The sequence below is a fragment of the Aureimonas sp. N4 genome (assembly GCF_001463925.1).
In the GTDB taxonomy this organism is placed as follows: domain Bacteria; phylum Pseudomonadota; class Alphaproteobacteria; order Rhizobiales; family Rhizobiaceae; genus Aureimonas; species Aureimonas ureilytica_A.
Genome location: NZ_BBWS01000008.1, coordinates 81,159 through 107,683, shown reverse-complemented (window position 1 = coordinate 107,683; position 26,525 = coordinate 81,159). Strand labels below are relative to the sequence as shown.

Sequence of the window (26,525 nt, the reverse complement as noted above, 5' to 3'; positions counted from 1 at the left end):
CGTTAAGCTTGACGATCGTAAGGTTTCACGGCCGAACTAAGCCATTGCGCGGTTCACCCATTCTTCAATCGGGGCGTTGTTAAAGTCGGTGAGGACAGGCCTGTCCGCCGTCTTTAAACCTCGCGACCTCGCCCGGTCGCTTCCTATGGCGACCTCCGCGTATGAGCCTTGCCGCAGCCGCTCCTGCGACCGAAAGCCGTTCCGCTTCGCGCTGGCCGGCGCACCGTCAGCGCGCCTTCGTCTTCTGGGCGGCGCTGGTGGCCTTGCTTCTGTCCTTCTGCACGGTCTCCATCATGACGCTGGTGGAGTTGCGCAACGACACATGGCAGCGCGCCGCCAACAGCGCTCGCAGCCTGGCGTTGGCCCAATCGCTCGAAATTTCACGCCGCTTCCAGATCTATGACAGCGTGCTGCGCTCCATCGCCCAAGTCGCAGGCGACGATGCCTTCACGCAGATCGACTGGATCTCGCAGCAGGCCGTCCTGTTCGATGGGGCGTTGGTGGATTCCGCGCTGGCCGATATCATCGTCGCCGATGCCACTGGCCGGGTCCGCTGGAGCCGACGAGGTGGCGTCGGCGCGGAGACGAACATCTCCGACACACCCTATTTTCAGGCGCAGCGTGCAGCCATCCGCAATGGCCTTCTGATCAGTCGCCCTTTGGTGCTGCATGGCCGTGCGCCGGATATGGTCGTCGCCATCAGCCGCGGCCTGGAAACGCGGGACGGATCCTTCGACGGCTTGGTGACCGCGTTGGTGCGACTGGATCTTTTCGAACACATCATGACCGGAGCCACACTTGGTCCGAACGACGTGGTCAATCTGGTTTCGGAAGATGGGATCTTTCTGGCGCGGTCCCCCTCGCTTCCGGGCATCGTGGGACGAGACGTCTCGTCGGTGCCCGACGCCTCACTCTTTCTGAGCGCACCGCCGGAGGGCTTCACCTCCCGCTCCCAGTTCGACCATATCCAACGGATCTTCAGCGCGGTCCATCTGCGCGACATGCCGCTGCTGCTCAGCGTCGGGCTGTCGGAAGACGATATCTTCGCCTCCTGGAACCGACGAGCGCAGACGATCGGACTGGTTCTCTGCCTTCTCGCCGGTATGACGCTGTTCCTGGCTTTCCAGATTCGGCGCGAGTTTCGCCGACGCATCGAGACGGAAAACACGCTTCGCAGCAGCGAAGAACAATACCGGCTTCTGGCGGACCATTCGACCGACCTCATCATTCGCCTCGATGCGGAAATGAACCGGCGCTACGTGTCTCCGGCGGCCCTGCGCTTTCTCGGATACGAGCCGGACGAGATGCTGGACCAGAACGCGCGAACGCTGATCCATTCCGATGACTGGCCCATCGTGCTGCGCATTGCGGACAACGCGCGTCAGGCGGTGGGTGGAACGGAAGACTGCTATCGCCTTCGCCGCCGAGACGGCAGCTACATCTGGGTGGAAGGCCGCTACAGCTATGTGCCGAGCGACGGTGGGTTCATTGCCGTCTTGCGCGACATCACAAAGCGCCGAATGGTGGAAGCCAAGCTCGCGGCTGCCCATGCCGAGTTGACGGCGCTCGTCAACACAGACCCGCTCACCGGCCTGTCCAATCGTCGCCATTTCGACGAGATGCTTTTGGACCTCGCGGCGAAGGGCGACGGCGCGCCGGTCAGCCTTCTGATGATGGATATCGATCGGTTCAAGCTGTTCAACGACACCTATGGCCACCCCGAAGGGGACCGCTGCCTGCGCGCGGTGGCCGGCGCCATGCGGACTGCGATGGAGAGCGAGAACGCCGTGCCCGCGCGAATCGGCGGCGAGGAGATGGCCCTCATCCTGCCCGGCCGCACGCTGGCGCAAGCTCAGATCGTGGCCGAGCGCATTCGCGCGACGGTCGAGGCGCTCGCCATTCCCCATGCCGGCAACGAGACGAATGGCGCGATAGTGACGCTCAGCATCGGCTGCGCCGAGCGCCCCTGCCAAGCCGACGTGCTGGAACCGCTGATCGGCGAAGCCGATCAAATGCTTTACGAAGCCAAGCGGACGGGCCGCAATCGCGTCGCCAGCCGGTTGATCCTGCGCAAGGCGCAGCCCCTTCCCGCTGCGCCGACCGACTATCCGCAGCGCGAAGCAGTCGAGCGTTTTCGCGCGCTCAAGCTCGCCAATGGGCGGGATGAGCTCGACACGCTCGCCAAACATGTGGCCGATCTCCTGAATATGCCGGTCGGTTTCATCTCGCTCTACGATCGAAACGAGGTCGAACTTGTCGGCCGCCACAACATCACGCTGGCTACCAGCTCCAAGGACGCGTCTTTCTGCCGATATGCGGTTCAAGCCCAGGAGCCGATGGTGGTCGCGGATTTGTCCATCGACCCGCGCTTTGCGCAGAATCCCTTCGTGACCTGCGATCGGGGCGCGCGCTTCTATGCCGCCGCGCCGATGATCGACCCGCGTTCCGGTGAGGCGATCGGGGCCGTCAGCGTCTGTCACCATCAGCCGTACTATCTCTTCGGGGCCGAGGAGCGCGCCATTCTGACCACCTTCGCCCGAATGGCGATGCAGGGAATGGACTGACGTCGTAGCAGTCCCTCCCCAACCGTCTCACGGGAATTTGAATGATTCTCGACGGGACGCGAAAGCGGGCCGAAGAGATTGCCCAATCCCGCCGCATCGGCTGCTCAGAGGTGCGGCAGGCCTCCAAAGCCTGCCTGGGAGGGCCCAGCGAGACCGATGTTCACTTTTTAGCCTTAGAAATCCAACAAGGAAGGCCTCTTGCTGCCTTGCGGGGGATCGGCAGCAGGCGCACAATTGTATGCCCACGAATGTGGCGACGGAGCCCGGAGCGGACAACGGATGATAGGACTTGTGCTGGTGACGCACGGCCAGCTCGCACGCGAATTCAAACTCGCCGTGGAGCATGTGGTGGGTCAGCAGGAGGCGTTCGAGACGATCTGCATCGGACCCGACGATGATATGGAAAAGCGCCGCCTGGACATCGTTCAGGCTGTTCGGGATGCCGATCGCGGCAAGGGCGTGATCATTCTCACCGACATGTTCGGGGGAACGCCGTCCAACCTCGCCATTTCCGTGATGGACGAGGGGCAGATCGACGTTCTGGCCGGCGTGAACCTGCCCATGCTGATCAAGCTCGCCAGCGTGCGCGGCGAAAAGCCGATGGACTTGGCGCTGGTCGCGGCGCAGGACGCGGGGCGCAAATATATCGCCGTCGCCAGTCGCATCCTGAGCGGGCAATAAACGACATGACCTTTCGCGATCAGGATTCAGGCGGCGCGGAGACACAAGCCATGGCGAATGCGGCGCGAGCGAACGAGACCTCCGTGACGACAGCCCGAACCCTGACCATCGTCAACCGCAAGGGACTCCATGCCCGCGCCTCCGCCAAGTTCGTGCAACTGGCCGAGAGCTTCGACGCCGAGATCACCATCTCGCGCGACGGCATGTCGGTCGGCGGCCAGTCGATCATGGGGCTGATGATGCTGGCGGCCGGACAAGGCACGACGATCGACGTGAGCGCCGAAGGGCGCGAGGCGGAAGCGGCCATGCAGGCCATCGCCGATCTCGTCGCCAATCGCTTCGGCGAGGAATGCTGACGGGCCGCTGAAACGGCGGTCACGTCCAGTTTCGTCTCACCCATCGGATACGGCTCTTAGCAGCCGTTTGCTCCTTAAGTCCCCTCTCGTACCGGGGGCTCGGACGATACACGCCCCTCCCTTTGAGCAAGACCGGCCTCTCCCCTCGTCGCGCAATCGTCGCGCGCACTCCGCCCGCAAGCGATGCGCCCCCCCTCGCTACGCAGCGCGTCAGGGTTCAGATAATCATATAAGCAATTCGTTATATCCTTTTGCCGCCGAGGCTGCTACAGCCATGGCGAGCCGAGGTCGCCTTGCTGCGGCCCGATGTTCCGCGAGCGGGGCGCAACGCCGCCCGCTCCCTGAAGGAGAACGAGGCATGAGCGCAGCCGTTGATTATGTCGTGAAGGACCTTTCGCTGGCCGACTGGGGCCGCAAGGAACTCGACATCGCCGAAACCGAAATGCCCGGCCTGATGAGCTGCCGCGAGGAGTTCGGCACCGACAAGCCGCTCACGGGCGCGCGCATTGCCGGTTCGCTCCACATGACGATCCAGACCGCCGTCCTGATCGAAACGCTGCAGGCGCTGGGCGCGACGGTCCGCTGGGCCTCGTGCAACATCTTCTCGACGCAGGACCACGCCGCCGCCGCGATCGCGGCCGCCGGCACGCCGGTCTTCGCCGTCAAGGGCGAGACGCTGGACGAATATTGGGACTACACCGACCGCCTGTTCCAGTGGCCGGACGGCGAGCCCGCCAACATGATCCTGGACGATGGCGGCGACGCCACGATGTACATTCTGCTCGGCGCGCGCGCCGAAGCGGGCGAGGACGTCCTGTCCAACCCCGGCTCCGAAGAAGAGGAAATCCTCTTCCGCCAGATCCAGAAGCGCCTGTCGCTGTCGCCGGGCTTCTTCAAGCGCCAGCGCGACGCCATCAAGGGCGTGACCGAAGAAACCACCACGGGCGTCAACCGCCTGTACCAGTTGCAGAAGAAGGGTCTCCTCCCCTTCCCCGCGATCAACGTCAATGACAGCGTGACCAAGTCGAAGTTCGACAACAAGTACGGCTGCAAGGAATCCTTGGTGGACGGCATCCGCCGCGCCACCGACGTGATGATGGCCGGCAAGGTCGCGGTGGTCTGCGGCTATGGCGATGTGGGCAAGGGTTCGGCCGCCTCGCTGGCGGGCGCCGGCGCGCGCGTCAAGGTGACGGAAGTCGATCCGATCTGCGCGCTTCAGGCGGCGATGGACGGGTTCGAGGTCGTCACGCTGGAGGACGCCGCGCCTACCGCCGACATCGTGATCACCACGACCGGCAACAAGGACGTCGTGACGCTCGACACGATGCGCCTTCTGAAAGACATGGCAATCGTCGGCAATATCGGCCATTTCGACAACGAGATTCAGGTCGCCTCGCTGCGCAACCTGACTTGGACCAACATCAAGCCCCAGGTCGACATGGTCACCTTCCCCGATGGCAAGCGGATGCTGCTTCTGTCGGAAGGCCGCCTTCTGAATCTCGGCAATGCGACGGGCCACCCGTCCTTCGTCATGTCGGCCTCGTTCACCAACCAGACGCTGGCGCAGATCGAGCTTTTCACCAAAAGCGAGAAATACGAGAACAAGGTCTATGTGCTGCCCAAGCACCTGGACGAGAAGGTCGCGCGCCTTCACCTCGGTCGTCTGGGCGTCAAGCTCTCCACCCTGTCGAACGAGCAGGCCGCTTATATCGGCGTGACACCGCAGGGCCCGTTCAAGCCTGAGCACTACCGGTACTAACGACTCGGGGTCCTCACAAGCAGGGGTCGAATACGCCGGAGGCAACCCCTTCGGCGTATTTTCTTTTTTAACGTCTGTGCCGTTCCTGCGCTTTCTCTGAGGTTATCCACCGTTTAAGTTTTACGAATCGTCGCCCCGTTGGGGAGCGGGGCGTCGGTGACGGGGACAACTGTCTTTTCTCGAAAGGCGGCGGAGAAGGACGGGGGATGACACGACTGAAATCCATGATGAAGGCGGGTTCGGCGACCCGCTTTCTGTCTATGCTCGACACGCGATTCGGCCGGGTGCTGCGCGGCGCGCCCGCGCTGCTTCTGGCGCTCGGCGTCACGAGCGCGCGGGCTGAGGAAGCCTCCGGGGCGATGCGCCCCGAAACGGTGCTCAACCTCGCGCTGATCGGCCTCACCATCGGCGCGGCGATGATCGCCGCCGTCTGGCTGATCCGCCAGCAGGCCGCGACCGCCGAAGAGAACAAGCGCTTGCGCGCCGACCTGTCCGACGCGCTCAACGAGGCGGATCGGCGCGGCACGCTTCTGGCCGATGACAATCAGCGCCTTCTCGTCTTCAGCGGCTCCGGCGCGCCCGATCTCGTGGGCACGCTGCCCAAGCTTTTCGGCGCGCCGCAGGACACGGCCGCCTTTCTCGACTTCGAAGGCTGGATGGCCCCCGAGGAAGCACGCGAATTGATCCGCGCCCTGTCGCAGCTGCGCAACCGCGCCGAAGCCTTCCGCATGGAAGTGGAGTCGGCCGGCGGCCATGTTCTGGAGATTGCGGGCCGCACGGCCGGCGCGCTGGCCGTGGTGCGCTTCACGCCGCTGTCGGGCCTGCGCGAGGAAATCGCGACGCTGCGCCTCGAACAGAACCGCGCCAATGGCATGATCGAAACCATGCAGGCTCTCTTCGACGCAGCGCCTTTGCCCATGTGGCTGCGCGGCGAGGATGAGCGGCTGGTCTGGGTCAACGACGCCTATGCGCGCGCCGTGGACGCGCCGGGCGTGATTTCCGCTGTGGACGCCCAGACCGAATTCCTGAACGAGCAGGACCGCGCGCAGATCGCCGCCGGCCGCGCGCAGTCGGGCCGCTTCCTCAACCGGCTCAGCGCCGTGGTGGACGCCGACCGGCGCAACTTCCTGGTGGTGGACGCGGCCGGCCCTTTCGGCTCGGCGGGCCTTGCCATCGACATTTCCGAGACCGAAAGCGTGCGGCGCGAGCTGCGCGAGACCGTGCGCTCGCATTCCGAAACGCTCGACCATCTGACGACGGCAGTGGCCCGCTTCGACGACAAGACGCAGCTCGCCTATCACAATTCCGCCTTCGCCAAGCTCTTCAACCTCTCGGCGACCTATCTCGACCGCGCGCCCGATCTCGTGTCGATCCTCGACCATCTGCGCTCGGTGGGCGTTCTGCCGGACGACCGGCCGCTGCGCGACGTGAAGGCCGAGATCCAAGCCGCGCACCGCGCCACGCAGCCGACCGACGCGCTCTGGCATCTGACGGACGGGCGCACGCTGCGCGTCTTCACCAGCCCCGAGCCATCAGGCGGCGCGAGCTGGGTGTTCGAGGACCTGACCGAAAAGCTGCAACTGGAATCGCGCCTCAATACGCTGGTGCGCCTTCAGGGCGAAACGCTCGACTATCTCAGGGAAGGCGTCGCGGTGTTCGGCCAGGACGGGCGCCTGCGCCTGTCCAATCCGATCTTCGCCGAGCTTTGGGGCCTGTCGCAGGAATTCCTCGACGCCAAGCCGCATGTGCGCGCCTTCGCGACCACCGCGACGGTCACGATCCGCCGCCCGGCGGACGGTTCGGAGCCGGAGGCCAGCTGGACCGGCTTCGCCCATGCCGTCACCGCTTTCGACGAAGCCCCGCGCGAGGCGCAATCAGGCGAGTTCGAACTCTCCGACGGGCGCGTGCAGGCCTATGGCATCGTGCCGCTGCCCAACGGGCAGACCATGCTCACCTTCTCCGACATCACCGACGCACGCCGCGCCGAGCGGATGCTGCGCGAGAAGAACGACGCGCTGGAACATGCCTCGCGCCTGAAGAACGATTTCGTCCAGCATGTGAACTACGAGCTGCGCTCGCCGCTGACCAACATCATCGGCTTTTCCGCGCTCCTGCGCTCGCCCGAGACCGGCCCGCTCAACACGCGCCAAAGCGAATATCTCGACTATATCGGCACTTCGACCACGACGCTGCTGACGATCGTCAACGACATTCTGGATCTGGCCACGATCGACGCCGGGATCATGGACCTCGATCTGGGCGACGTGGACATCGCCCATACGGTGGACCACGCGGCAGAGGCCGTGAGCGAGCGGCTGCGCGACAACGACATCCGGCTCGACATCGACATCGCGCAGGCCGGCGCGAGCTTCCGCGCCGATGGGCACCGCGTTACGCAGGTCCTCTTCAACCTTCTGTCCAACGCGGCCAATTTCGCGCCGCAAGGCTCGACCGTGCGCCTCACTGCGCGCCGGCGGGGCGACAATCTCTTCTTCGCCGTCGCCGACGAAGGCCCCGGCATCTCGCCCGCCAATGTCGAGCGCATGTTCGAGCGCTTCGAGACAGATCCGGCCGGTGGCCGGCAGTCGGGCGCGGGGCTCGGCCTTTCCATCGTCAAGAGCTTCGTGGAGCTGCATGGCGGCGACGTGACGATCTCCTCCGGCCCGAAGGGCGGCGCGGTCGTGACCTGCCGCTTCCCGCTGCGCCGGCAGGAGCGGGATCTCGCCGCCGAATGAGCCGGCTGAGTTCCGCTTTCGAACGCTCGCTGCCGGACGAGGCGGCCACCGCGCGCCTCGCGGCCGACCTCGCGCTCGTTCTGAAACAGGGCGACGTGGTGGCCCTCTCCGGGGATTTGGGCGCCGGCAAGACGCATTTCGCCCGTGCCTTCATCCGCGCGCTGGCGGGCGATCCCGCGCTAGAGGTGCCCTCGCCGACCTACACGCTGGCGCAGGTCTACGAGACCCGGCCGAAGGTCACGCATTTCGACCTTTACCGCCTCGGCGACGAGAGCGAGCTGGACGAACTCGGCTTCGAAGAGGCCGTGGAAACCGGGCTCGTTCTGGTGGAATGGCCCGAGCGCGCGACCGACGCGCTGACGAGCGCCGGCCTTCACATCGAACTGACCGATGGGCCGGCGGGCGGGCGGACGGCCCATATCCGCGCGACGGAGGATGCGGCCAAGCGCGTGGCCCGCACGCTGGCGGCGCGGGACTTTCTCGCGCAGGCCGGTTTTGCCGAAGCCGACCGTGCGCCGTTCCAGGGCGACGCTTCGGCCCGCCGCTACGAGACCGTGACGGCGGAGGGCGCAGCGCCGATGATCCTGATGGATTCGCCAGCGCTGATACTAGGCCCGCCCGTGCGCGATGGCCTGCCCTATGCGCGCATCGCGCACACGGCCGAAACGGTTCTGCCCTTCGTCGCCATCGCCCGCGCCTTGAGCGAGGCGGGCCTCGGCGCGCCGGCGATTCTCGACGCCAACCTCGATGCCGGCTTCGTGCTGATGTCCGATCTCGGGCGCGGCATCGTGCTGGATGAAACCAACTGCCCCATCCCGGAGCGCTACGAGGCCACGATGGCCGCGCTGGCGCATTGGCACGCGCACCCGCCGCGCCGCGAGCTGCCGGCGTTGGGCGATGCCGTTCATGTCGTGCCGCCCTTCGATCGAGGCGCGCTGCGCATCGAAGTCAGCCTGCTGCTCGACTGGTACTGGCCGCATCTGCGCGGCCGTCTGCCGGACGAGGCCGAGCGCCAGCGCTTCGAAACTGTCTGGAACGCTCTGTTCGACCGGTTGGAGGATGCCGAGCCCGCCATCGTCCTGCGCGATCTGCAATGGCCGAACCTCGTGTGGCGGCCGGACGAGGCCGGTCTGAAACAGGTCGCGATCCTCGACTTCCAGGACGCGATGATCGGCCCTTCGGCCTATGACGTAGCGTCACTGGCGCAGGACGCGCGGGTCGATATGCCGCTCGAACTGGAACAGCGCCTGCTCGATCACTATATCGGTCTCAGAGCAGCCCAGGATGGGACTTTCGATCGCGCGCGTTTCGCGCAAGACTATGCGATCATGAGTGCGCAACGGAGCACGAAGATTCTGGGAATTTTCGTGCGCTTGTTTCGCAGGGACGGCAAGCCGCAATACCTGCGTCACATTCCGCGTATTCAATCCTATCTTCAGCGCAGCCTGATGCATCCGGTTCTCGGCGACCTCGCCGCTCTCTACCGGGACTGGGCTCTTCTCGATGACACAGCCGCCCGAACGCAGGACTTATGACGCTTCAGACCCTCGCCCCGACGCCCCTTCACGCCCGCCCGCCGCGCCGCGCGCCGAAGCCCAGGACGGCGATGATCCTGGCGGCCGGTCTCGGCAAGCGCCTGCGCCCGATCACCTCGATGATCCCCAAGCCTCTGGTCGAGATCAACGACAAGGCGCTGATCGACTACGGCCTGGATGCGCTGGCGCGCAACGGCGTGGAGCGGGTGGTGGTCAACGTCCACTACATGGCCGACCTTCTGCGCGCGCATTTGCGCAAGCGGCGCGATATGGAAGTGATCATCTCCGACGAGAGCGACAGGCTGCTCGAATCGGGCGGCGGCATCGTGCGCGCCCTGCCGCATCTAGGCTCCGATCCCTTCTATCTCATCAATTCCGACACGTTCTGGATCGACGGCTACCGCGACAATCTCGACCTTCTGGCCGATCTCTGGAACCCGGCGGAAGCCGACATGCTGCTGCTTATCGCCGAGATGCGGCAGGCCACGGGCTATGACGGACGGGGCGACTTCACCATGGACCGCGAAGGCCGGCTGCAGCGCGTCGCCGAACGGGACATGAGCCCCTTCATCTATGCCGGGGCCGGCATCCTGAAGCCAGACATTTTCCACGGCCTGCCGGAGGAAAGCTTTTCGCTCAACCGCGTCTTCGACACGGCGATCGAAAACGGGCGCCTGTTCGGCGGGCGGCTGGACGGGCTCTGGCTCACCGTCGGCACGCCGCAGGCGATCCACGACGCGGAAGCCGCTTTCGCGGCCAGCGCCACGCGCGTTCAGAACGCCTGACGCCGGCCCCAGCGGGGCGGCCAGCCAAATCATGAGAACGCGAAGCCGGCGGCTCGAACCCCGCCGGCTCCACTTGTGGCCGCGCACCGTGGACGCCCCTCAGCGCCCTTGCGATAGGTTGCGGGGGATTGCGGCGTGCCGGAGCTTGGTCTTCACCGGCCATGTCGGCTAGACTTAAGGCCATGCGCCCCAACGTCTTTTCCATTTCGCCCGGTCTGCCCTTCCTGCCGACGCTGGCGGACGGCATCCTGTCCGGCCGCTTTCTGCCCGGATATAGTTTTGCCGACGATCCGCTGGCTCTGGCGGAACTGACGATCCTCGTGCCGACGCGCCGCGCGGTGCGCTCGCTCGGCGAGGAATTCGCCAAGCGCCTGGGCGGCGCGGCGGCCATCCTGCCGCGCATTCGCCCCTTGGGCGATGCCGACGACCCGAGCGCCCTGTTCGAAGAAGGGCCGGGGGCAGAACTCATCGCGGAAATGAACGCGCTGGAGCGCCGGCTGCTTCTGGGGCGGCTCGTGCGCATCTGGAAGGAAAGCCTCAACCGCGCGTCGCTGCGGCTCCTGGCCGGCGAAGAGCTGATCCTGCCCGCCTCCAGCGCCGACGCGCTCTATCTCGCGCAAGACCTTTGCGCCTTTCTGGACGAAGCCGTGAACGAGGAAGCGGGCCTCGGCCAACTGGCCCAGCTTGCGCCCGACCGGCTGGCCGAATGGTGGCAGCTGACGCTGACCTTTCTCCAGATCCTGACCGAGCAATGGCCGGCGATCCTGGAAGAGCGCGGAATGCAGGACCGCGCCGCCGCGCGCGTGCGCTGGTTCGACGCGGAGGCCGAGCGCCTGCGCCGGGCGCAGCCGAAAGCGCCGATCATCGTTGCGGGCACCACCGCCACCGCCCCCTCCACCGTGCGCTACCTTCAGGCCATCGCCAATCTGCCGAACGGCGCGCTGATCCTGCCGGGGGTGGATTGCCATCTCGATGAGGAGAGCTTCCAGGCGATCGACGCCAAGCGCTCCATCGCCGCGCCCGGCCACCCGCAGCACGTCATGCGCCGCATTCTGGGCGGTCTCCTGATCGGGCGCGATCTCGTCCATTCGCTCGCCCCGGACGAAGGCGACCCGCTTCTCGCCCGAGAACGCTTCATGTCCGACGCGCTGCGCCCGGCCGAAACCACCGATCTCTGGGCCGAGCAGGCCACAAAACACGGGCGGACGGCACTCGACGGGCTGGAACTGATCGAAGCGTCAGACGAGCGGGAGGAAGCGCTGGCCATCGCGGTCGCCATTCGCGACGCCTTGTCGGACCCCAAGGCCACCGTCGCGCTGACGACGCCCGATCGAAACCTCGCCCGCCGCGTCGAGGCCGAGTTGGAGCGGTTCGGCGTGCAGGCCAACGATTCCGCCGGCCGCCCGCTTTGGGCGACGCCGCCGGGCACCTTCACCCAGTTGGCCCTCACGGCGGCTCTGGAGCCCGGCGATCCCGTCGCGCTTCTCTCGCTTCTGAAACACCCGCTCCTGCGCCTCGGCCTGCCGGCCGCCGACGCGCGAGACGCGGCGCGCGTGGTGGAACTCATCGCCCTTCGCGGCGGCACGGGCACGGCCGATGGCGCGGCCTTGGCGAGCCTTTTTCAGCGCCGGCGCGTCGAGGCGGAAGCGCCGGGCTCGCGCGCGCCCCGCCCCGTGCGTCTTCTGTCCGACGAGGATCGCGACAAGGCGGGCAAGCTCTGCGAGGCGCTGGAACGGGCGCTGAAGCCCTTGGCGGGCCTGCGCAACGATGGCGAAGGCGAGATCGCGGATTATGCCGTCTGCCTGACGCGGGTTCTCGAAGCCCTGGGCCGCGACGAAAACGGCAAGCCGACCAATCTTTACGCCGAGGAAGCCGGCATCGCGCTGCGCGACTTCCTGCGCTCGCTCGTCTCCGCACCCGACACCGGCTTCGCCTTCCGCCCGGAAGAGCTGCCCGATGTCGCACGCGCCCTGATGAACGACGTGACCGTGCAGCCGCGCGGTGGCCTGTCGCAGCGCGTCTTCGTCTGGGGTGCGCTGGAAGCGCGCTTGCAGAATGTCGACGTGATGATCTTGGGCGGCCTGAACGAGGGCGTCTGGCCGCGCGCGGCGCGCTCCGACGCCTTTCTCTCGCGCGTCATGCGCACCGAAATCGCGCTCGACCCGCCCGAGCGGCGCATCGGCCTGGCCGCGCACGATCTCTGGATGGCGCTCGGCAACCGGCGCGTCATCATGGCGCGCGCCCATCGCTCGGGCGGCTCGCCGGCCATCCGCTCGCGCTGGCTCCAGCGCATCCTGACGCTCGCCGGCAAGGCGGGCGAGGCCGAGCTTCTGGAGCGGGGGCGCGTTTATCTCGACCATGCGCGGCAGTTGGACGCCGTGGATCAACAGCCGCCCGCGCGCCGGCCCGAGCCATGCCCGCCGCTGGAGGTGCGCCCGCGCAGGGCCTCCGTCACCGAGGTCGAGACCTGGGTGCGCGATCCCTATGCGATCTATGCCCGCCGCATCCTCAGGCTCGACCCGCTGCCCGAGATGCTGCGCGCGCCGGGCGCGCCCGAACGCGGCAATCTCTACCACGCCATTCTCCATCGCTTCGTGGCCGAGGGCGTCGATCCCGCAGCGGAAGACGCCGAGGCGAAACTTCTCGCCATCGCGCGCGAGGAGTTCGAGCGGGAAAAGCTGCCGGCCGAGATCGAGGCCATCTGGTGGCCGCGTATGGAAACGCTGGCGCGCAACATGATCGAATGGGAGCGCGAGCGCGCACCGGGCATTGCGGAAAGCTTCACCGAGATTCGCGGCGAGGTCGCCTTTCCCGATCTCGATTTCACGCTGACGGGCTATGCCGACCGCATCGACCGCCTGAGCGACGGGCGCATCGAGATCGTCGATTACAAGACCGGCACGCACCCGTCCGTCAAACAGGCGCGCACGCTGCTCGCCCCGCAATTGCCGCTGGAAGCCGCCATGGCGCGGCTCGGTGGGTTCGAGGCGCTGGGGCCGGTGTCGTCCGTCGCCGATCTTCTTTATGTGCGCCTGCGCGAGCGCGAGTTCTATGACGAACGCCTCGCCCATGGCGGCGGGCGCACGGGCGAGCCGCAATCGGGCGACGATCTGGCGAGTGCCGCGCTCGGCAGCTTCCGCCGGCTCGTCGCGGCCTATCGCGCCGCGGACAAAACCTATCCCTCGCGCACGCGGCCGTTTCTGGCGGGCGATACGTCCGGTCCCTACGACCATCTGGCGCGCGCGCGGGAATGGTCGGTCGCCGGCCCGGCCGAGGAAGGAGAGGCGCTATGAACGTCCTGACGCCCAAGCTCAACGCGGCGGCGGACCCGCAGCGCATCGCCTCCGACCCCGCGCTTTCCGTTTTCGTGGCGGCCAATGCCGGCTCGGGCAAGACGCATGTTCTGACCGAGCGCGTGGTGCGCCTGCTCCTGTCGGGCGCCGAGCCCTCGCGCATCCTGTGCCTGACCTACACCAAGGCCGCCGCCGCCGAGATGCAGACGCGCGTCTTCTCGCGCCTCGCGGCCTGGACCACGATGGAGGAAGCCGTGCTTGGGCGCGCGCTGGAGGCTCTGGAGCAGAAGCGCCCCTCGCGCGAGCGCATCGCGCGGGCACGCCGGCTTTTCGCCTGCGCGCTGGAAACGCCCGGCGGGCTGAAGATCCAGACCATCCACGCCTTCTGCGAGGCGATCCTCCATCAATTCCCGATCGAGGCCAATATTCCCGGCCATTTCGAGGTGATGGACGAGACGGAAAGCGCGCTGCTTCTGGGCGAAGCGCGGCGCATGTTCGTCGCCGGCTCGACCGACGAGCCAGATGATCCCGAGCGCGCCGAACTGACGCTCGCCTTTGCCGACGCGCTGACGCTGGCGGGCGAATGGGGGCTCGACGCGCTGCTCGGCGAAATCGTTGCCAAGCGTGACCGCATCCGCCGCCATCTCGCCTCCACCGGGGGCGTGGAAGGCGCGGTGCCGCGCCTGCGCGAGGCGCTGGGCTTGAGGGAGGGCGACGACGAGGACACGATCCTCGCCGGAGCCATCGACCCGCCGGGCTTCGAGGAGAGCTTTCGCGAAGCGCTGGCGGAAGCCGCCGCCCGCTCGGTCAAGGCGACCGACGCCAAGCTTGTGGACAAGCTCGGCGCTTTCGAAGCGGCCGAGACCCCGGCGCGCCGCTTCGAGGCGCTGCGAGAGATCGTGCAGAAGAAGGATGGCGGGCGCTACAAGCCGTCCTCCGTCGCGACCAAGGCGGTCGCGGACGCCTTCCCGGATTTCGCCGACCGGCTGGAGGAAGCCGCCGACTTCATGGACGCCGCCTGCGAGCGGCTGGCGACGCTGCGCCTGTTCCGCGCCAGCCGCGCGGCGCTCACCATCGCCGAGAAGCTGGAAGGTGATTATCAGGCGCTCAAGCGCAAGCGTGGGCGGCTCGACTTCGAAGACCTAATCGTGCGCACCGCCGATCTTCTCCTCCGTTCGGAGGCTTCGAGCTGGGTCCATTTCAAGCTGGACCAAGGCATCGACCATGTTCTGGTGGACGAGGCGCAGGACACGAGCCCGCGCCAATGGGAGGTCGTACGCCAACTGGTGGAGGAGTTTTTCGCCGGCGGCACGGCCCGCAAGATGCCGCGCACGATCTTCGCCGTGGGCGACGAGAAACAGTCGATCTACTCCTTCCAGGGCGCCTCGCCCGCCATGTTCACCAATGAGCGGCTGAACCTCCAGCGCCTCGCGGAAGCCGCAGGCCTGCCCTTCGAGCGGGTCGAACTACATCGCTCCTTCCGCTCGGTGGCCGATGTTCTCAACGCGGTGGATCAGGTCTTCGCCGAGCCGGAGGACCGACGCGGCCTGACCTTCGGCGGCGAGCCACCCGTCCATGTTTCGGCGCGCGGGGCCGAGCCGGGCCTGATCGAGGTCTGGCCGGCGCTCGTCCCTTCAGCCAGGTCTGAATCCGACGACTGGCTCGACCCGATCGACCACGAGCCGGAAGCCTCCCCGGCCAACCGGCTGGCGCGGCGCATTGCTGAGACGATCAAGGGCTGGATCGGCGAGCCGATCAGCGTGAAGGGCGAGCGGCGCGCGCTGGGCGCGGGCGACGTGCTCGTTCTCGTGCGCAAGCGCTCGGGCTTCGTGGGGGCCATGGGCGCGGCGCTGCGTGAAGCCGGCATTCCCGTCGCGGGCGCGGACCGGCTCGTCATCACGCAGCATATCGCCGTGTCCGACCTCATCGCGCTCGGCCGCACCGTGTCGAACGCGGAGGACGAACTCTCGCTGGCGGCCGTGCTCAAGAGCCCGCTCTTCGGCTTTTCCGACGACGATCTCATGGCGCTCGCCCTGTCGCGCCGCAACGAGGGCCGACCTGAGCCGCTCTATCTCGCGCTGCGTCTTCTGACCTTCCGTGATGCCGACAAGCGCCTGCCCGATTTCGTGAAGGGGCCGGCGCGCGAGGCGCTGCTGGTGAAGGCGAGCGCGGCGTTCAAGCGGCTGGAGGAACTTCGCCGGCGCGCGGGCTTCGAGTCGGTCTTCACCTTCTTCGCCCGCATTCTGGGGCCGGAGGGCGGGCGGGCGAAGCTTGTCGCCCGGCTGGGGCGCGACGCGGGCGATGTGGTGGACGCGTTTCTCGATCTGGCGCTCGCCGAGGAATCGGCCGGGCGCGGCGGGCTCGACGCCTTTCTGGCCGACCTCGAAGCCTCGCCGCCCGAGATCAAGCGCGAGATGGAAGGCGGGCGCGGCGAGGTGCGGATCATGACGACCCATGCCTCCAAGGGTCTGGAAGCGCCTGTCGTGTTTCTGGTTGATCCCGGCTCCGCGCCCTTCAGCCACAGCCATGGGGCGAAGCTCCTGGAATGGGGCGATATGCCGGGCCTCGCGCCCGACCAGCCGCCCGGTTTCCTCTGGTGCCCAGAATCAGCCCTGCGCAACGACGTGGTGCGCGCGTTGCAAGAGCGCGAGCGCGCTCTCGCGGAGGACGAATATCGACGGCTTCTTTATGTCGGCATGACACGCGCGGCCGACCGGCTCGTGGTCTGCGGCCTGTCGGGCACGCGCGGGCCGGACGCCGCCTCCTGGCTGCAACGGGTGGAAAGCGCCCTCGCCCCCCATGCGCGCGAGATCAAGGACATGGAGACAGGCGAGCGTCTAGCGCTTCGCTTGGGTGCCGACCCCGCGCGGGACCGGCTGGCCGCGGCCACCCTCGCCCCGCCGGCCGCGCCCTCGCGCGCGCTCGACCTGTCGAAACTGCCCGAAGAGCCGCCCCCGCCGCGCCCGCTCGCTCCGTCCACGGCCGGCGGCGCGCATCGTATCGAAACGCTGGAAGAGCTCGACATCCAGCCGCGCGAGCCGGACGAGGCGCTGACGCCGGATGCGCTTTCGCCGGTTCTGGGCGGCGGGCGGGAGCCGGGCGTCGCCATCCGGCGCGGCACGCTGGTTCACAAGCTCCTGCAAATCCTGCCCGACATCGCGCCGGACGATCGAGAAGAACGTGCGCGCCTCTTCCTGGACGTCGCCGGCGCCTTCCTGACGCAGGAGGATCGCGAAGCCGTGCTGCACCGCGCCTGCGGTCTCCTGAAAGATCCGCGATTCTCCCCCTATTTCGCGGAAGGCAGCCGCGCCGAGGTCTCCGTTTCGGGCCGGCTGGAACTCGGCGGCCATTCCTATGTCGTGAACGGCTCGATCGACCGGCTCCGCGTCGATGGGGGGATCGTGCGCATTCTCGATTACAAGACGAACAGAGTGTTCACCGAAACGCCGGAGGACGTGCCGCCGCCCTATGTCCTGCAGCTCGCTCTCTATCGCGAACTCCTGAAGCCGCTCTATCCCCAGGCCGAAATTCGGGCGGCTCTGCTCTATACCGAGGGGCAGGTTCTCGTAGAGATCAGCGCCAAGGCCATGGACCGCGCCATTGCCGCGCGGGCTCGTCAGGCTGCGGGTGCGAAGGGCTCGGCTTGAAGAGGCCCCTCCGGCCATCTACCTATGGACGACAGAACGGGAGCGTCTCACGTGAGTCGCACCCATTCCCCCTCCCCTCGCCGGGCTCAAGCCCGGCCTTCACCGGAGCCTGACCATGGCCACCAAGAAGACCGACAACAACAGCTTCCAGTCCGACGTTCTGCAGAACAGCAAGCCCGTCGTGGTGGACTTCTGGGCTGAGTGGTGCGGCCCCTGCAAGATGATCGCCCCGGCGCTCGAGGAAATCTCGGAAGAGATGGGCGCGGTCGACATCGTGAAGGTGAATATCGACGAGAACCCGGACCTCGCCGCGCAGTTCGGCGTGCGCTCGATCCCGACGCTCATGCTGTTCAAGAATGGCGAGCAGGCCTCGGTTCAGGTCGGCGCGGCCCCCAAGTCTAAGCTCGTCGCCTGGATCAATTCCAACGTCGCGGCCTGATTTACCCGGCCCGAAACGTCAAAAGCCCGCGCGGTGCGCGGGCTTTTTTATGAGCGAGCCACACGATCAGCGCGGTGCGAGGCCGCTTTCGCGCAGCACATCCCCCGCCAGATAGAGCGAGCCGCAGACGAGGAAGCGCGGCGCGGGGCTCGACTGCCAGCCGGTGGACACAAGCCGGATCGCCTCTTCCACGCTGTCGCAGGGCTCGGCCTCCAACCCTGCGTCGATCGCGGCATCGGCCAGCTCTTCCGCCGAAAGTCCGCTGTCGGACGAGCGGATCGGCACGGTGAAGACATGGCGCGCCATGCCGGCGAAGGCTTCGAAGAAACCGACCGGCTCCTTGGTGTTCAGCATCCCCGCGATCAGAAACAGCGGGCGCTGCGTGCGGTCTTCCAGATCGGCCAGGGCTTCTGCCACGACGAGGCCGGCGCCGGGATTGTGCCCGCCATCCAGCCAGAGTTCGGAGCCGGGAACGCAAAGATCGAAAAGCCGGCCCGACGTGATGCGCTGGAGACGCCCCGGCCATTCGACGCGCGTCAGCCCCGCTTCGATCGCGGCCTGCGACGGATCGAAGCCGCCCGCGCGCAGCGCCGCAATGGCGGTGGCCGCATTGCCGAGCTGGTGCCGGCCGGGCAGGCGCGGCATGGGCAGGTCCATCAGCCCGCGCTCGTCCTGATAGACGAGGCGGCCATGCTCCTCGAACGCGATGAAATCCTGTCCGTAAACTCGAACGCGCGCGCCGGTTCGCTCCGCCTCACGGCACAGAACATTCAGCGCACCCTCGCTGGTCTGCGGGCCGATGACGACCGGCACGCCGCGTTTGAAGATGCCGGCCTTTTCGCCCGCGATCTTCTCGACCGTGTCACCGAGAAAGGCCTGATGATCCAGCGAGACGGCGGTGACGACGCTGACCGCCGCCGTCTCGATCACGTTGGTCGCGTCGAAACGCCCGCCCAGCCCGACCTCCAGCACCGTCGCGTCGGCGGGATGTTCGGCAAAGAGCACGAAGGCGACCGCCGTCAGAAGCTCGAACACGGTGATGGGCCGGCCCGCATTGACGCTGGCGACGCGGCGGATCGTTTCCGCCAGCACCTCGTCCGACACGAGTTCGCCGCGCCCCTCGGCTCGGCCCAGCCGGTAGCGCTCGCGCCAGTCCACCAGATGGGGCGAGGTGTGGACATGCACCGCACGGCCCGCCGCCTCCAGAATGGCGCGGGAAAAGGCCGAGGTGGAGCCCTTGCCATTGGTGCCCGCGACATGGATCGTCGGCGGCAGGCGAAGCTGCGGAGTGCCGAGATCGGCCAGGAGGCGCAGAATCCGGTCGAGCTTCAGGTCGAAGCCCTTGGGATGCAGTTCGAGAAGCTTGCCGATTTCCTGATCGGCAAGGCTTGGAACGGATGTCACGGGCGCTCCGGGTGTCAGGCGGCGTCGGCTTCGGCCGGAACCGAGTCGTCGTTTTCGGGCGGCGGTGGCAAAAGCGCGGCCGGCGTCTTGGTCAGCACCTTCAGAAGGCGCGCGATCGTGCCTTTCAGCTCATGGCGATGGACCACCATGTCCACCATGCCATGCTCCATCAGATATTCGGACCGCTGGAAGCCTTCGGGCAGCTTTTCACGGATCGTCTGCTCGATGACGCGCGCGCCGGCAAAGCCGATCACCGCGCCGGGCTCGGCGATGTGGACATCGCCCAGCATGGCGTAGGAGGCCGTCACGCCACCCGTGGTCGGGTTGGTGAGGACGACGATATAGGGAAGGCCGGCATCCTTCACCATGTCGACCGCGACCGTCGTGCGCGGCAGCTGCATCAGCGACAGGATGCCCTCCTGCATTCGCGCGCCGCCCGACCCCGCGAAGAGAACCAGCGGACGCTTGCGATCCACCGCCGTTTCGGCCGCCGTGACGATGGCCTCGCCCGCCGCCATGCCAAGCGAGCCACCCATGAAGGCGAAGTCCTGAACGGCGGCGACGATCGGCAGCGTCTCGATCTCGCCGGCCGCCACCAGCACGGAATCCTCAAGACCCGTCTTGGTCTTGTATTCCTTCAAACGGTCCGTGTAGCGCTTGGAATCGCGGAACTTCAGCGGGTCCAGCGGCACCTTTTCCAGCGCGATCTCCTCGAAGACGCCGCCGTCGAAGAAATGGGTCAGGCGATCGCGCGCCCCGATCTTCATATGAACGTCGGACGATGGGATGACGAACTGGTTGGCTTCCAGATCCTTGTGAAAGACCATCTCGCCCGTTTCCGGGCACTTGATCCACAGGTTCTCCGGCAGTTCGCGCGAGGGCTGGCCGAGAAGGCTGGTCAGCTTGGGGCGAACGTAATTGGTGATCCAGTTCATCGGGGCGATCCCTCGGAAATGCGTGTCGCCCGCAGCGGGCGCGAAAGGGTGAGATGGCGTGCCGCTCAGGCCGCCGCAAGCTTCAGATCGGCAAGGCCGCCGGCCAGCTCGCGCACGAGCCCGCAGACCGCATCGACCACGGCCTGCGTGCCGCCCTCGGCCGCGCCTTCCATGGCCGCGACGAGCGCCGAGCCGACGACGACGCCGTCCGCATGGCGGCCGATGGCGCGGGCCTGCTCGGCCGTGCGCACGCCGAAGCCGACGCAGACGGGCAGCGAGGTCTGGCCCTTGATGCGCTGGACGGCGGCCGACACGGCCGATGCGTCGGGCGCGGCGGAGCCGGTGATGCCGTTGATCGAAACGTAGTAGACGAAGCCCGACGTATTCTTGAGCACCGCGGGCAGGCGCTTCTCGTCGGTCGTGGGCGTCGCGAGACGCACGAAGTTCAGCCCGCCTTCCACCGCCGGCAGGCACAGCTCGTCGTCCATCTCGGGCGGCAGATCGACCACGATCAGCCCATCGACGCCCGCCGCCTTGGCATCCGCCACGAAGCGATCGACGCCGTAGATATAGACCGGGTTGAAATAGCCCATGAGGATGATGGGCGTGCGATCGTCGATCTCGCGGAAGCGGCGCACCGTCTCCAGCGTGCCGCCCAGCGTCTCGCCGGCGTTCAGCGCGCGCAGGCCGGCGCGCTGGATCGCCGGGCCATCCGCCATCGGGTCGGAAAAGGGCATTCCGAGTTCGATCAGATCGGCGCCCGCGCCCGGCAGACCCTTGAGAACTTCCAGCGTCGTCGCCCCGTCCGGGTCGCCCGCCATGATGAAGGTCACGAGCGCGGGCCGCCCTTCGGCCTTGAGATCGGCAAAGCGCGTTTCGATGCGTGTCGTCATGGGAAAGCCTCGCGCCCGGTTCGTCATCCAGAGTTCGTCAAGACGATGCGATACAGGCGTCCGCGATCCATCTCAAGGTGGCCTCGTCCGCGCGCATAGGCGTTCCCAGGATCGCAGGCGTCTCATAGAGGTGCAGATCGCGGATCGCGGCGGCCACGCTCTCGAAAAGATCGGCCCGCGTTTTCAGGACAAGCGGCACTTCGGCCGCCCGCTCGATCGCCCCGTTCCACCAGTAGCGGCTTTCGATCGGCGCGCCGATCTGGCAGCAGGCCACCAGATGCCGGCCTAGGAGTGCATCGGCGATCTCGCGCGCCGTTGCCTCGTCCGGGCAGGTCACGTCGATCGAGATCGCCTGCATGGCTTGTCCTTAGATCTCCAGCCCCATGGACTTGGCGATCGTGTGGACGTCCTTGTCGCCGCGCCCCGAGAGGCAGAGGACGATGGACTGGTCCGGGCGCATGGTGGGCGCGATCTTGGCGACATGGGCGAGGCCATGAGCCGATTCCAGCGCCGGGATGATGCCTTCCATGCGGGTGCAGAGATGGAACGCATCCACCGCTTCCGTGTCCGTCACCGGCACATAGGAGACGCGGCCGGTGTCGCGCAGCCAGGCGTGCTCGGGGCCGACGCCGGGATAGTCGAGGCCGGCGGAGATGGAATGGCCTTCCAGAATCTGACCGCTTTCGTCCTGAAGGAGATAGGTGCGGTTGCCGTGAAGAACGCCGGGCCGGCCGCCGCTCATGGAGGCGGCATGGCCGTTTGGCACGTCGATCCCATGGCCGCCCGCTTCCGCGCCGTAGATCGCGACGGACGGATCGTCCAGGAAGGCGCGGAACATGCCGATGGCGTTGGACCCGCCGCCGACGCAGGCGACCACGGCGTCCGGCAGCGCGCCGGTCTCATCCAGCATCTGCTGGCGCGTTTCGTCGCCGATGATCTGCTGGAAGTCGCGCACCATGGCGGGATAGGGATGCGGGCCGGCGGCGGTGCCGATCAGATAATAGGTGTCCTCGACATTGGTCACCCAGTCGCGCAGCGCCTCGTTCATGGCGTCCTTCAGCGTGCCCGCGCCCGCCGTCACCGCGCGCACCTCGGCACCCAGAAGCTTCATGCGGAAGACATTGGGCTTCTGGCGCTCGACATCCGTCGCGCCCATGAAGACGACGCACGGCATGCCGAAGCGCGCGCAGACGGTGGCGGTGGCAACACCATGCTGCCCCGCGCCGGTTTCGGCGATGATGCGCGTCTTGCCCATGCGGCGCGCGAGCAAGATCTGCCCGAGGCAGTTGTTGATCTTGTGCGAGCCGGTGTGGTTCAGTTCCTCGCGCTTGAAGTAGACGCGCGCGCCGCCGAAATGCTCCGTCAGCCGCTCGGCGAAATAGAGCGGGCTCGGGCGGCCGGTATAATGGGTCTGGAGATCGGCGAGTTGCGAGAGAAAGCTCTCGTCGGTCTTGGCCGCCTTGTAGGCCGCTTCGAGGTCCAGAATGATGGGCATCAGCGTTTCGGCAACGAAACGACCGCCGAATAGGCCGAAGCGGCCGTCATCGTCCGGGCCGAGCTTGAAGGAATTGGGGGTCGGGATCTCGGTCATGCGAAGCGTCGCTCAAGGCTGGAGGAAGCATCGGACGCGCCAGCCAGCGCAGCGGCGTCGAGCGCGTCGAAGAAACGGTGGATCAGGCCGGCATCCTTGCGACCCGGGGCGGATTCCAGGCCCGAGGAGGCGTCGAGCCCCTGCGGGCGAACGCGGCGCACGGCCTCGGCCACGTTGGACGGGTTGATGCCGCCCGACAGAAGGAACTGACGGTCCTCGCCGAGCGCGTCGAGCAGGCTCCAGTCGAAGGACACGCCGTTGCCGCCCGGCAAGACCGAGCCCTTGGGGCGCTTGGCATCCAGCAGAATCCGGTCGGCGACGGGGCGAAACCGGGCGACGGCCTCCAGATCCTGCGGCATCGAAACGGAAATCGCCTTCATCACCGGCAGGCCGGTCAGCGCCGCGATCTCGGCGACGCGCGCGGGAGACTCGGAGCCGTGAAGCTGCAGCGTGTCGGGCCGGATGCGCTCGGCGATGCGGGCCAGCGTCTCGTTGTCGGCGTCGACGGTGACGACGGTCACGGCGGCGCGGCCCAGTGCATGGGCGCGCAGGCGCATCATCGCGTCCATCTCCAGATGGCGCGGGCTCGGGGCGAAGTGAATAAAGCCGATTTCCTTGCCGCCGCGCTCCAGCACGGTGTCGATATCGGCTTCGGTCTTCAGTCCGCAGATCTTGATATGCGGTCGTGTCACGCGTTCATCCCGGTTCGGCCGATCGAAGCGGCCCGTGAGGCTCAAGCTCGTGTAAAGACAGTCTTATCGCCTCGGAATACGGCGAGTGTAAAGCGCAGCGCCGGTTTGCCAATGCATTTGCGACGATCAGCCCGCCGAAAAACGAACCGCATGGAGGCCGGAGCCCTCCGTGCGCAGCCAGGCCCGCCCCGCGTCCATGCCGGGGCAAAGCTCGCGGCAGAGCGACCAGAAGCCGGGGCCGTGATTCATCTCCCGGAGATGCGCCATTTCATGGGCCACGAGATAGTCCAGCACGAAGGGCGGTGCCATGACGATGCGCCAGGAAAAGGACAGGCGCTGGTCGGCCGTGCAGGAACCCCAACGGCTCGTCGTGTCTTTCAGCGAAATCGAGCGCGGGCGAAGGCCGAGTTGCGTGGCGTGGCGCTCCACCGCCGCCTCCAGATCGCGCCGGGCTTCGCGCTTCAGGGCGTCGGCGACGCGCCGCGCCGTATGGGCCGGCTCGCCGCCGACATGAAGACGCCAGTCGCCGCCCTCCTGCGGCGGCGGATCGAGCCGGGTCAGCCGCCGGGCGGGATCGTGCACCACCAGAAGCGCCCCGCCCCGGAAGGGCAGGCGCGCGCCGTCGCAGACCAGTTGGGGCGCGGGGCCGAGCCGCTCTTCCACCCAGCCGCGATGGCGTTCCAGAAAGTCGAGAACGGTCGCGCGCGCCGTGCGGCGTGGGATGGTCAGCCGAACCCCGCCCCCACCCGGCGTCATGCGCATGGTGATGCGACGCGCGGTCGGATGCTCGCGCACCTCCAGGGGAACGCGCCGCTCGGCCACGAGCAATTCCTCCGGCAAGGCGGGTTTCCGGGCCTTCGGGAGAATGGATTTCAGAAAACGCGACATCCCGTCTCTTCGGCCGCAAGGCCCCGTTCCGACACACGAAACGACACGCCAATCCGGCGCATTCGGACCTTCTTCTAGCGCCTAGCAACACAGGCTGGAAGGCATACGAAAAAGCCGCCGGGGGACCGGCGGCTTTCCATGTCTGCAACGAGCGAGGCAGATCAGTTGCGAACGATATCGGCATCCACCGCGCCGGCACGGCGGCCGCGCTGGCTCATGAAGCGATCGAACTCCTCTCGGTCCTTGGCGCGGCGCAGTTCGCGCGCGTAGGACTCGAACTCGGCGCTGGCATTGTCGAGCCGGCGGCGCTCTTCGTCGAGGCGCTTCAGCTCGGTGTCGCGCCATTCGTCGAAAGCGAGATTGCCGGTCGCGCCGGCCTGGAACGGCATCCGGGCGCCCGAACGGCGAAACCCGTCCACAACCTTATCGGTCGCGCGGTTCACGTCGAAGCGGAAGGCCTCCAGCCGGTCGCCCCACAGGATATAGGCGAGAACGGCAAGGCCGAGCGGCCAATAGGCCATGAAGCCCAGAACCATCAGCGCGATCGTGGCAGGGGTCCAGGCGGGGCGGATCAAGGCGTGAGATTTCATGTCGTGGTGTCCATCAACCGAAAGCCCATGGGTAGCGGGCAGCGATCCCATAGATCGAGATGGTGGCGAAGCGGGGGCGATTCAACGCCGCCCCCGTTTTCCCTCACGACTTCCGCTTGACCTTGCGTAGTGCCTTCATAAGGCCCGACGCGCCCTTGGCGGGGCTCGCCGCCTCGTCCACCCCGTGAGGCAGGTCGAGTTCGGCGGCGCGATGCTCGGCCTCCATGGCCGCTTCCTCGATCGGATCGGCCGGAGGGGCGAGCGTCAGTTCGGCCATGGGCGCGGGCGCGGGCGCCGCGCCCGCAGGGTCGGGCACCTCGTCTTTCGAGCCGCTGGCGTCTGTGGATGCGGGGGAAGGCTGAGCGGCGCGGCGCTCGCGCGCCTGGAGCCCGTGCGTCAGCGCGAAGTCGATGATGCGCGGGGCGATCTCGGCGCGGAAGCGCGAGCCGTTGAAGACGCCGTAATGGCCGACCTTGGGCTGGAGATAATGGACGCGCATGTCGTCGGGGATGGAGGAGCAGAGGGTCTGCGCCGCGCGGGTCTGGCCGACGCCGGAAATATCGTCGTTCTCGCCCTCGACCGTCAGAAGGGCGGTGTGGCGGATCTTGCTCATGTCGAGCCGAAGGCCGCGATGGGTGATCTCGCCGCGCGGCAGCGAATGGTTGATGAAGACCTCTTCCACCGTCTGGAGATAGAACTCGGCCGTGAGGTCCATCACGGCATTGTATTCGTCGTAGAAGATACGATGCTTCTCGGCGGAATCGCCGTCGTTCTTCACCAGATGCCAGAAGAAGTCCTTATGGGCGATCAGGTGCCGGTCGAGATTCATCGACATGAAGCCGGTGAGTTGCAGGAAGCCGGGATAGACATCGCGCATGAAGCCGGGATGGGGAAACGGCACCTTCATCACGGCATTGTCGCGGAACCAGTCGATGCCCTTGGATTCGGCCAGACGGTTCACCCCGGTCGGGTTGACGCGGGTGTCGATCGGCCCGCCCATCAGGGTCATCGAGGCGGGAGCGGCGGGGTCCTCGTCATGCCCCATGCGCGCGGCGGCCATCATGACCGGCACGGCCGGTTGGCAGACGCCGATCACATGCGTGTCCGGCCCGAGGAAATGCAGCATTTCGATGATGTAATCGACATAATCGTCGAGGTCGAACCGGCCCTCCGTCAGCGGCACGAGGCGCGCGTCGATCCAGTCCGTGATGTAGACTTCGGCATAGGGCAAGAGCGCTTCCACCGTGCCGCGCAGCAGTGTGGCATAATGGCCCGACATGGGCGCGACGATCAGGAAGCGCGGATTGGCGGGACGCTCCTTGGGCAGGGCGCGCTCGAAATGCACCAGCCGCGCGAAGGGCTTGGTCATCACCGTGCGGTCCACCACCGGCACCCGGAGCCCGCCCACCAGCGTGTCGTGGATCTGCCATTCCGGCTTGCTGTAGACGCGGGTGGTGCGCTCGAACAGCTCCGCCATGGCGGCGACCGTGCGCCCCATTTCCGTCCCGGCCAGCGGGTTCATGGGGTTCTGGTAGAAGGTGCGGGTCGCGTCCGCCATCGCTCGAAAGGGAGCGAGAACGGCATGGTTCCATTCATAGAGCTCGTACAAGCGTCTCACTCCTTGTCCGGGCCGGATCGATCCCCGGCCTCGGCACCACTATAGCAGTCAAATGCAATCTTTTCCTTGCGCCCTCGTTCCCGGCCCTTTCATGGCGAGCGCAACTTCGACGCTGAAATG

The 26,525-nt window shown here is 67.0% G+C and carries 19 protein-coding genes; 10 read left to right on the top strand and 9 right to left on the bottom strand.

Going from position 1 to position 26,525, the window contains the following annotated elements:
* Positions 1 to 161 precede the first annotated feature (161 nt).
* From AUL28_RS02985 to trxA, 10 genes are all read left to right on the top strand, one after another.
* Positions 162 to 2,564, top strand: coding sequence for a diguanylate cyclase domain-containing protein (locus tag AUL28_RS02985; RefSeq protein WP_062230606.1), 2,403 nt, complete (start codon positions 162 to 164; stop codon positions 2,562 to 2,564).
* A gap of 279 nt (positions 2,565 to 2,843) precedes the next feature.
* Entirely contained in the window at positions 2,844 to 3,245 is a 402-nt protein-coding gene (locus AUL28_RS02980; protein ID WP_058599925.1) for a PTS sugar transporter subunit IIA, read from the top strand.
* 50 nt (positions 3,246 to 3,295) lie between these two features.
* A complete protein-coding gene (locus tag AUL28_RS02975) occupies positions 3,296 to 3,601 on the top strand; it encodes an HPr family phosphocarrier protein (protein ID WP_058600072.1) in 306 nt (101 codons plus the stop codon).
* A 358-nt stretch (positions 3,602 to 3,959) separates the two neighbouring features.
* Positions 3,960 to 5,360 (top strand): adenosylhomocysteinase, encoded by a 1,401-nt coding sequence (ahcY, locus tag AUL28_RS02970; RefSeq protein ID WP_062230605.1) that lies wholly within the window; start codon positions 3,960 to 3,962, stop codon positions 5,358 to 5,360.
* A 206-nt stretch (positions 5,361 to 5,566) separates the two neighbouring features.
* The gene (locus AUL28_RS02965) at positions 5,567 to 8,095 is read left to right on the top strand and encodes a sensor histidine kinase (RefSeq protein ID WP_244493393.1); all 2,529 of its coding nucleotides are present in this window, start codon (positions 5,567 to 5,569) and stop codon (positions 8,093 to 8,095) included.
* On the top strand, positions 8,092 to 9,630 hold the full coding sequence (gene tsaE / locus AUL28_RS02960) for a tRNA (adenosine(37)-N6)-threonylcarbamoyltransferase complex ATPase subunit type 1 TsaE (protein ID WP_062230604.1): 1,539 nt from the start codon (positions 8,092 to 8,094) through the stop codon (positions 9,628 to 9,630). The genes AUL28_RS02965 and tsaE overlap by 4 nt, the downstream gene beginning before the upstream one ends.
* Complete coding sequence (locus tag AUL28_RS02955; RefSeq protein WP_062230603.1) at positions 9,627 to 10,415, top strand: nucleotidyltransferase family protein; 789 nt, start codon at positions 9,627 to 9,629, stop codon at positions 10,413 to 10,415. Before tsaE ends, AUL28_RS02955 begins: the two co-directional genes overlap by 4 nt.
* Before the next feature lie 182 nt (positions 10,416 to 10,597).
* The gene (addB, locus tag AUL28_RS02950) at positions 10,598 to 13,708 is read left to right on the top strand and encodes a double-strand break repair protein AddB (RefSeq protein ID WP_062230602.1); all 3,111 of its coding nucleotides are present in this window, start codon (positions 10,598 to 10,600) and stop codon (positions 13,706 to 13,708) included.
* A complete protein-coding gene (addA, locus tag AUL28_RS02945; protein ID WP_062230601.1) occupies positions 13,705 to 17,355 on the top strand; it encodes a double-strand break repair helicase AddA in 3,651 nt (1,216 codons plus the stop codon). The genes addB and addA overlap by 4 nt, the downstream gene beginning before the upstream one ends.
* A 115-nt stretch (positions 17,356 to 17,470) precedes the next feature.
* The gene (gene trxA / locus AUL28_RS02940; RefSeq protein WP_058636003.1) at positions 17,471 to 17,794 is read left to right on the top strand and encodes a thioredoxin; all 324 of its coding nucleotides are present in this window, start codon (positions 17,471 to 17,473) and stop codon (positions 17,792 to 17,794) included.
* Positions 17,795 to 17,860: 66 nt separating this feature from the next.
* Here the strand turns inward: trxA and AUL28_RS02935 are convergent, their stop codons facing one another.
* The 9 genes from AUL28_RS02935 to AUL28_RS02895 all read right to left on the bottom strand — a co-directional run bounded on the left by AUL28_RS02935 (position 17,861) and on the right by AUL28_RS02895 (position 26,396).
* Entirely contained in the window at positions 17,861 to 19,198 is a 1,338-nt protein-coding gene (locus AUL28_RS02935; protein WP_062230600.1) for a bifunctional folylpolyglutamate synthase/dihydrofolate synthase, read from the bottom strand.
* A gap of 14 nt (positions 19,199 to 19,212) precedes the next feature.
* Positions 19,213 to 20,133 carry an acetyl-CoA carboxylase, carboxyltransferase subunit beta gene (gene accD / locus AUL28_RS02930; RefSeq protein WP_062230599.1) on the bottom strand — a complete coding sequence of 307 codons (921 nt, stop codon included), beginning with the start codon at positions 20,131 to 20,133 and terminating at the stop codon, positions 19,213 to 19,215.
* A 65-nt stretch (positions 20,134 to 20,198) separates the two neighbouring features.
* Positions 20,199 to 21,026, bottom strand: coding sequence for a tryptophan synthase subunit alpha (gene trpA, locus AUL28_RS02925; RefSeq protein ID WP_062230598.1), 828 nt, complete (start codon positions 21,024 to 21,026; stop codon positions 20,199 to 20,201).
* Positions 21,027 to 21,063: 37 nt separating this feature from the next.
* Positions 21,064 to 21,384, bottom strand: coding sequence for a divalent-cation tolerance protein CutA (gene cutA / locus AUL28_RS02920; RefSeq protein WP_062230597.1), 321 nt, complete (start codon positions 21,382 to 21,384; stop codon positions 21,064 to 21,066).
* A gap of 9 nt (positions 21,385 to 21,393) precedes the next feature.
* Complete coding sequence (trpB, locus tag AUL28_RS02915) at positions 21,394 to 22,617, bottom strand: tryptophan synthase subunit beta (RefSeq protein ID WP_062221729.1); 1,224 nt, start codon at positions 22,615 to 22,617, stop codon at positions 21,394 to 21,396.
* A complete protein-coding gene (locus tag AUL28_RS02910; RefSeq protein WP_058601122.1) occupies positions 22,614 to 23,309 on the bottom strand; it encodes a phosphoribosylanthranilate isomerase in 696 nt (231 codons plus the stop codon). Before AUL28_RS02910 ends, trpB begins: the two co-directional genes overlap by 4 nt.
* A 126-nt stretch (positions 23,310 to 23,435) precedes the next feature.
* Positions 23,436 to 24,197 (bottom strand): M48 family metallopeptidase, encoded by a 762-nt coding sequence (locus tag AUL28_RS02905; RefSeq protein ID WP_062230596.1) that lies wholly within the window; start codon positions 24,195 to 24,197, stop codon positions 23,436 to 23,438.
* A gap of 161 nt (positions 24,198 to 24,358) precedes the next feature.
* Positions 24,359 to 24,787, bottom strand: coding sequence for a DUF2852 domain-containing protein (locus AUL28_RS02900; protein WP_058601098.1), 429 nt, complete (start codon positions 24,785 to 24,787; stop codon positions 24,359 to 24,361).
* A 103-nt stretch (positions 24,788 to 24,890) separates the two neighbouring features.
* Positions 24,891 to 26,396 carry a polyhydroxyalkanoate depolymerase gene (locus tag AUL28_RS02895; protein ID WP_082640211.1) on the bottom strand — a complete coding sequence of 502 codons (1,506 nt, stop codon included), beginning with the start codon at positions 26,394 to 26,396 and terminating at the stop codon, positions 24,891 to 24,893.
* Between the last annotated feature and the right edge of the window lie 129 nt (positions 26,397 to 26,525).

Bases quoted from the DNA above. Each gene is read 5' to 3' on its own strand.
- AUL28_RS02980 (WP_058599925.1), top strand. From the start codon at position 2,844: ATGATAGGACTTGTGCTGGTGACGCACGGCCAGCTCGCACGCGAATTC.
- accD (WP_062230599.1), bottom strand. From the start codon at position 20,133: ATGAACTGGATCACCAATTACGTTCGCCCCAAGCTGACCAGCCTTCTC.
- trpA (WP_062230598.1), bottom strand. From the start codon at position 21,026: ATGACGACACGCATCGAAACGCGCTTTGCCGATCTCAAGGCCGAAGGG.
- AUL28_RS02900 (WP_058601098.1), bottom strand. From the start codon at position 24,787: ATGAAATCTCACGCCTTGATCCGCCCCGCCTGGACCCCTGCCACGATC.
- trxA (WP_058636003.1), top strand. From the start codon at position 17,471: ATGGCCACCAAGAAGACCGACAACAACAGCTTCCAGTCCGACGTTCTG.
- trpB (WP_062221729.1), bottom strand. From the start codon at position 22,617: ATGACCGAGATCCCGACCCCCAATTCCTTCAAGCTCGGCCCGGACGAT.
- AUL28_RS02955 (WP_062230603.1), top strand. From the start codon at position 9,627: ATGACGCTTCAGACCCTCGCCCCGACGCCCCTTCACGCCCGCCCGCCG.
- AUL28_RS02985 (WP_062230606.1), top strand. From the start codon at position 162: ATGAGCCTTGCCGCAGCCGCTCCTGCGACCGAAAGCCGTTCCGCTTCG.
- ahcY (WP_062230605.1), top strand. From the start codon at position 3,960: ATGAGCGCAGCCGTTGATTATGTCGTGAAGGACCTTTCGCTGGCCGAC.
- cutA (WP_062230597.1), bottom strand. From the start codon at position 21,384: ATGCAGGCGATCTCGATCGACGTGACCTGCCCGGACGAGGCAACGGCG.
- tsaE (WP_062230604.1), top strand. From the start codon at position 8,092: ATGAGCCGGCTGAGTTCCGCTTTCGAACGCTCGCTGCCGGACGAGGCG.
- AUL28_RS02905 (WP_062230596.1), bottom strand. From the start codon at position 24,197: ATGTCGCGTTTTCTGAAATCCATTCTCCCGAAGGCCCGGAAACCCGCC.
- addB (WP_062230602.1), top strand. From the start codon at position 10,598: ATGCGCCCCAACGTCTTTTCCATTTCGCCCGGTCTGCCCTTCCTGCCG.
- AUL28_RS02975 (WP_058600072.1), top strand. From the start codon at position 3,296: ATGGCGAATGCGGCGCGAGCGAACGAGACCTCCGTGACGACAGCCCGA.
- addA (WP_062230601.1), top strand. From the start codon at position 13,705: ATGAACGTCCTGACGCCCAAGCTCAACGCGGCGGCGGACCCGCAGCGC.
- AUL28_RS02965 (WP_244493393.1), top strand. From the start codon at position 5,567: ATGACACGACTGAAATCCATGATGAAGGCGGGTTCGGCGACCCGCTTT.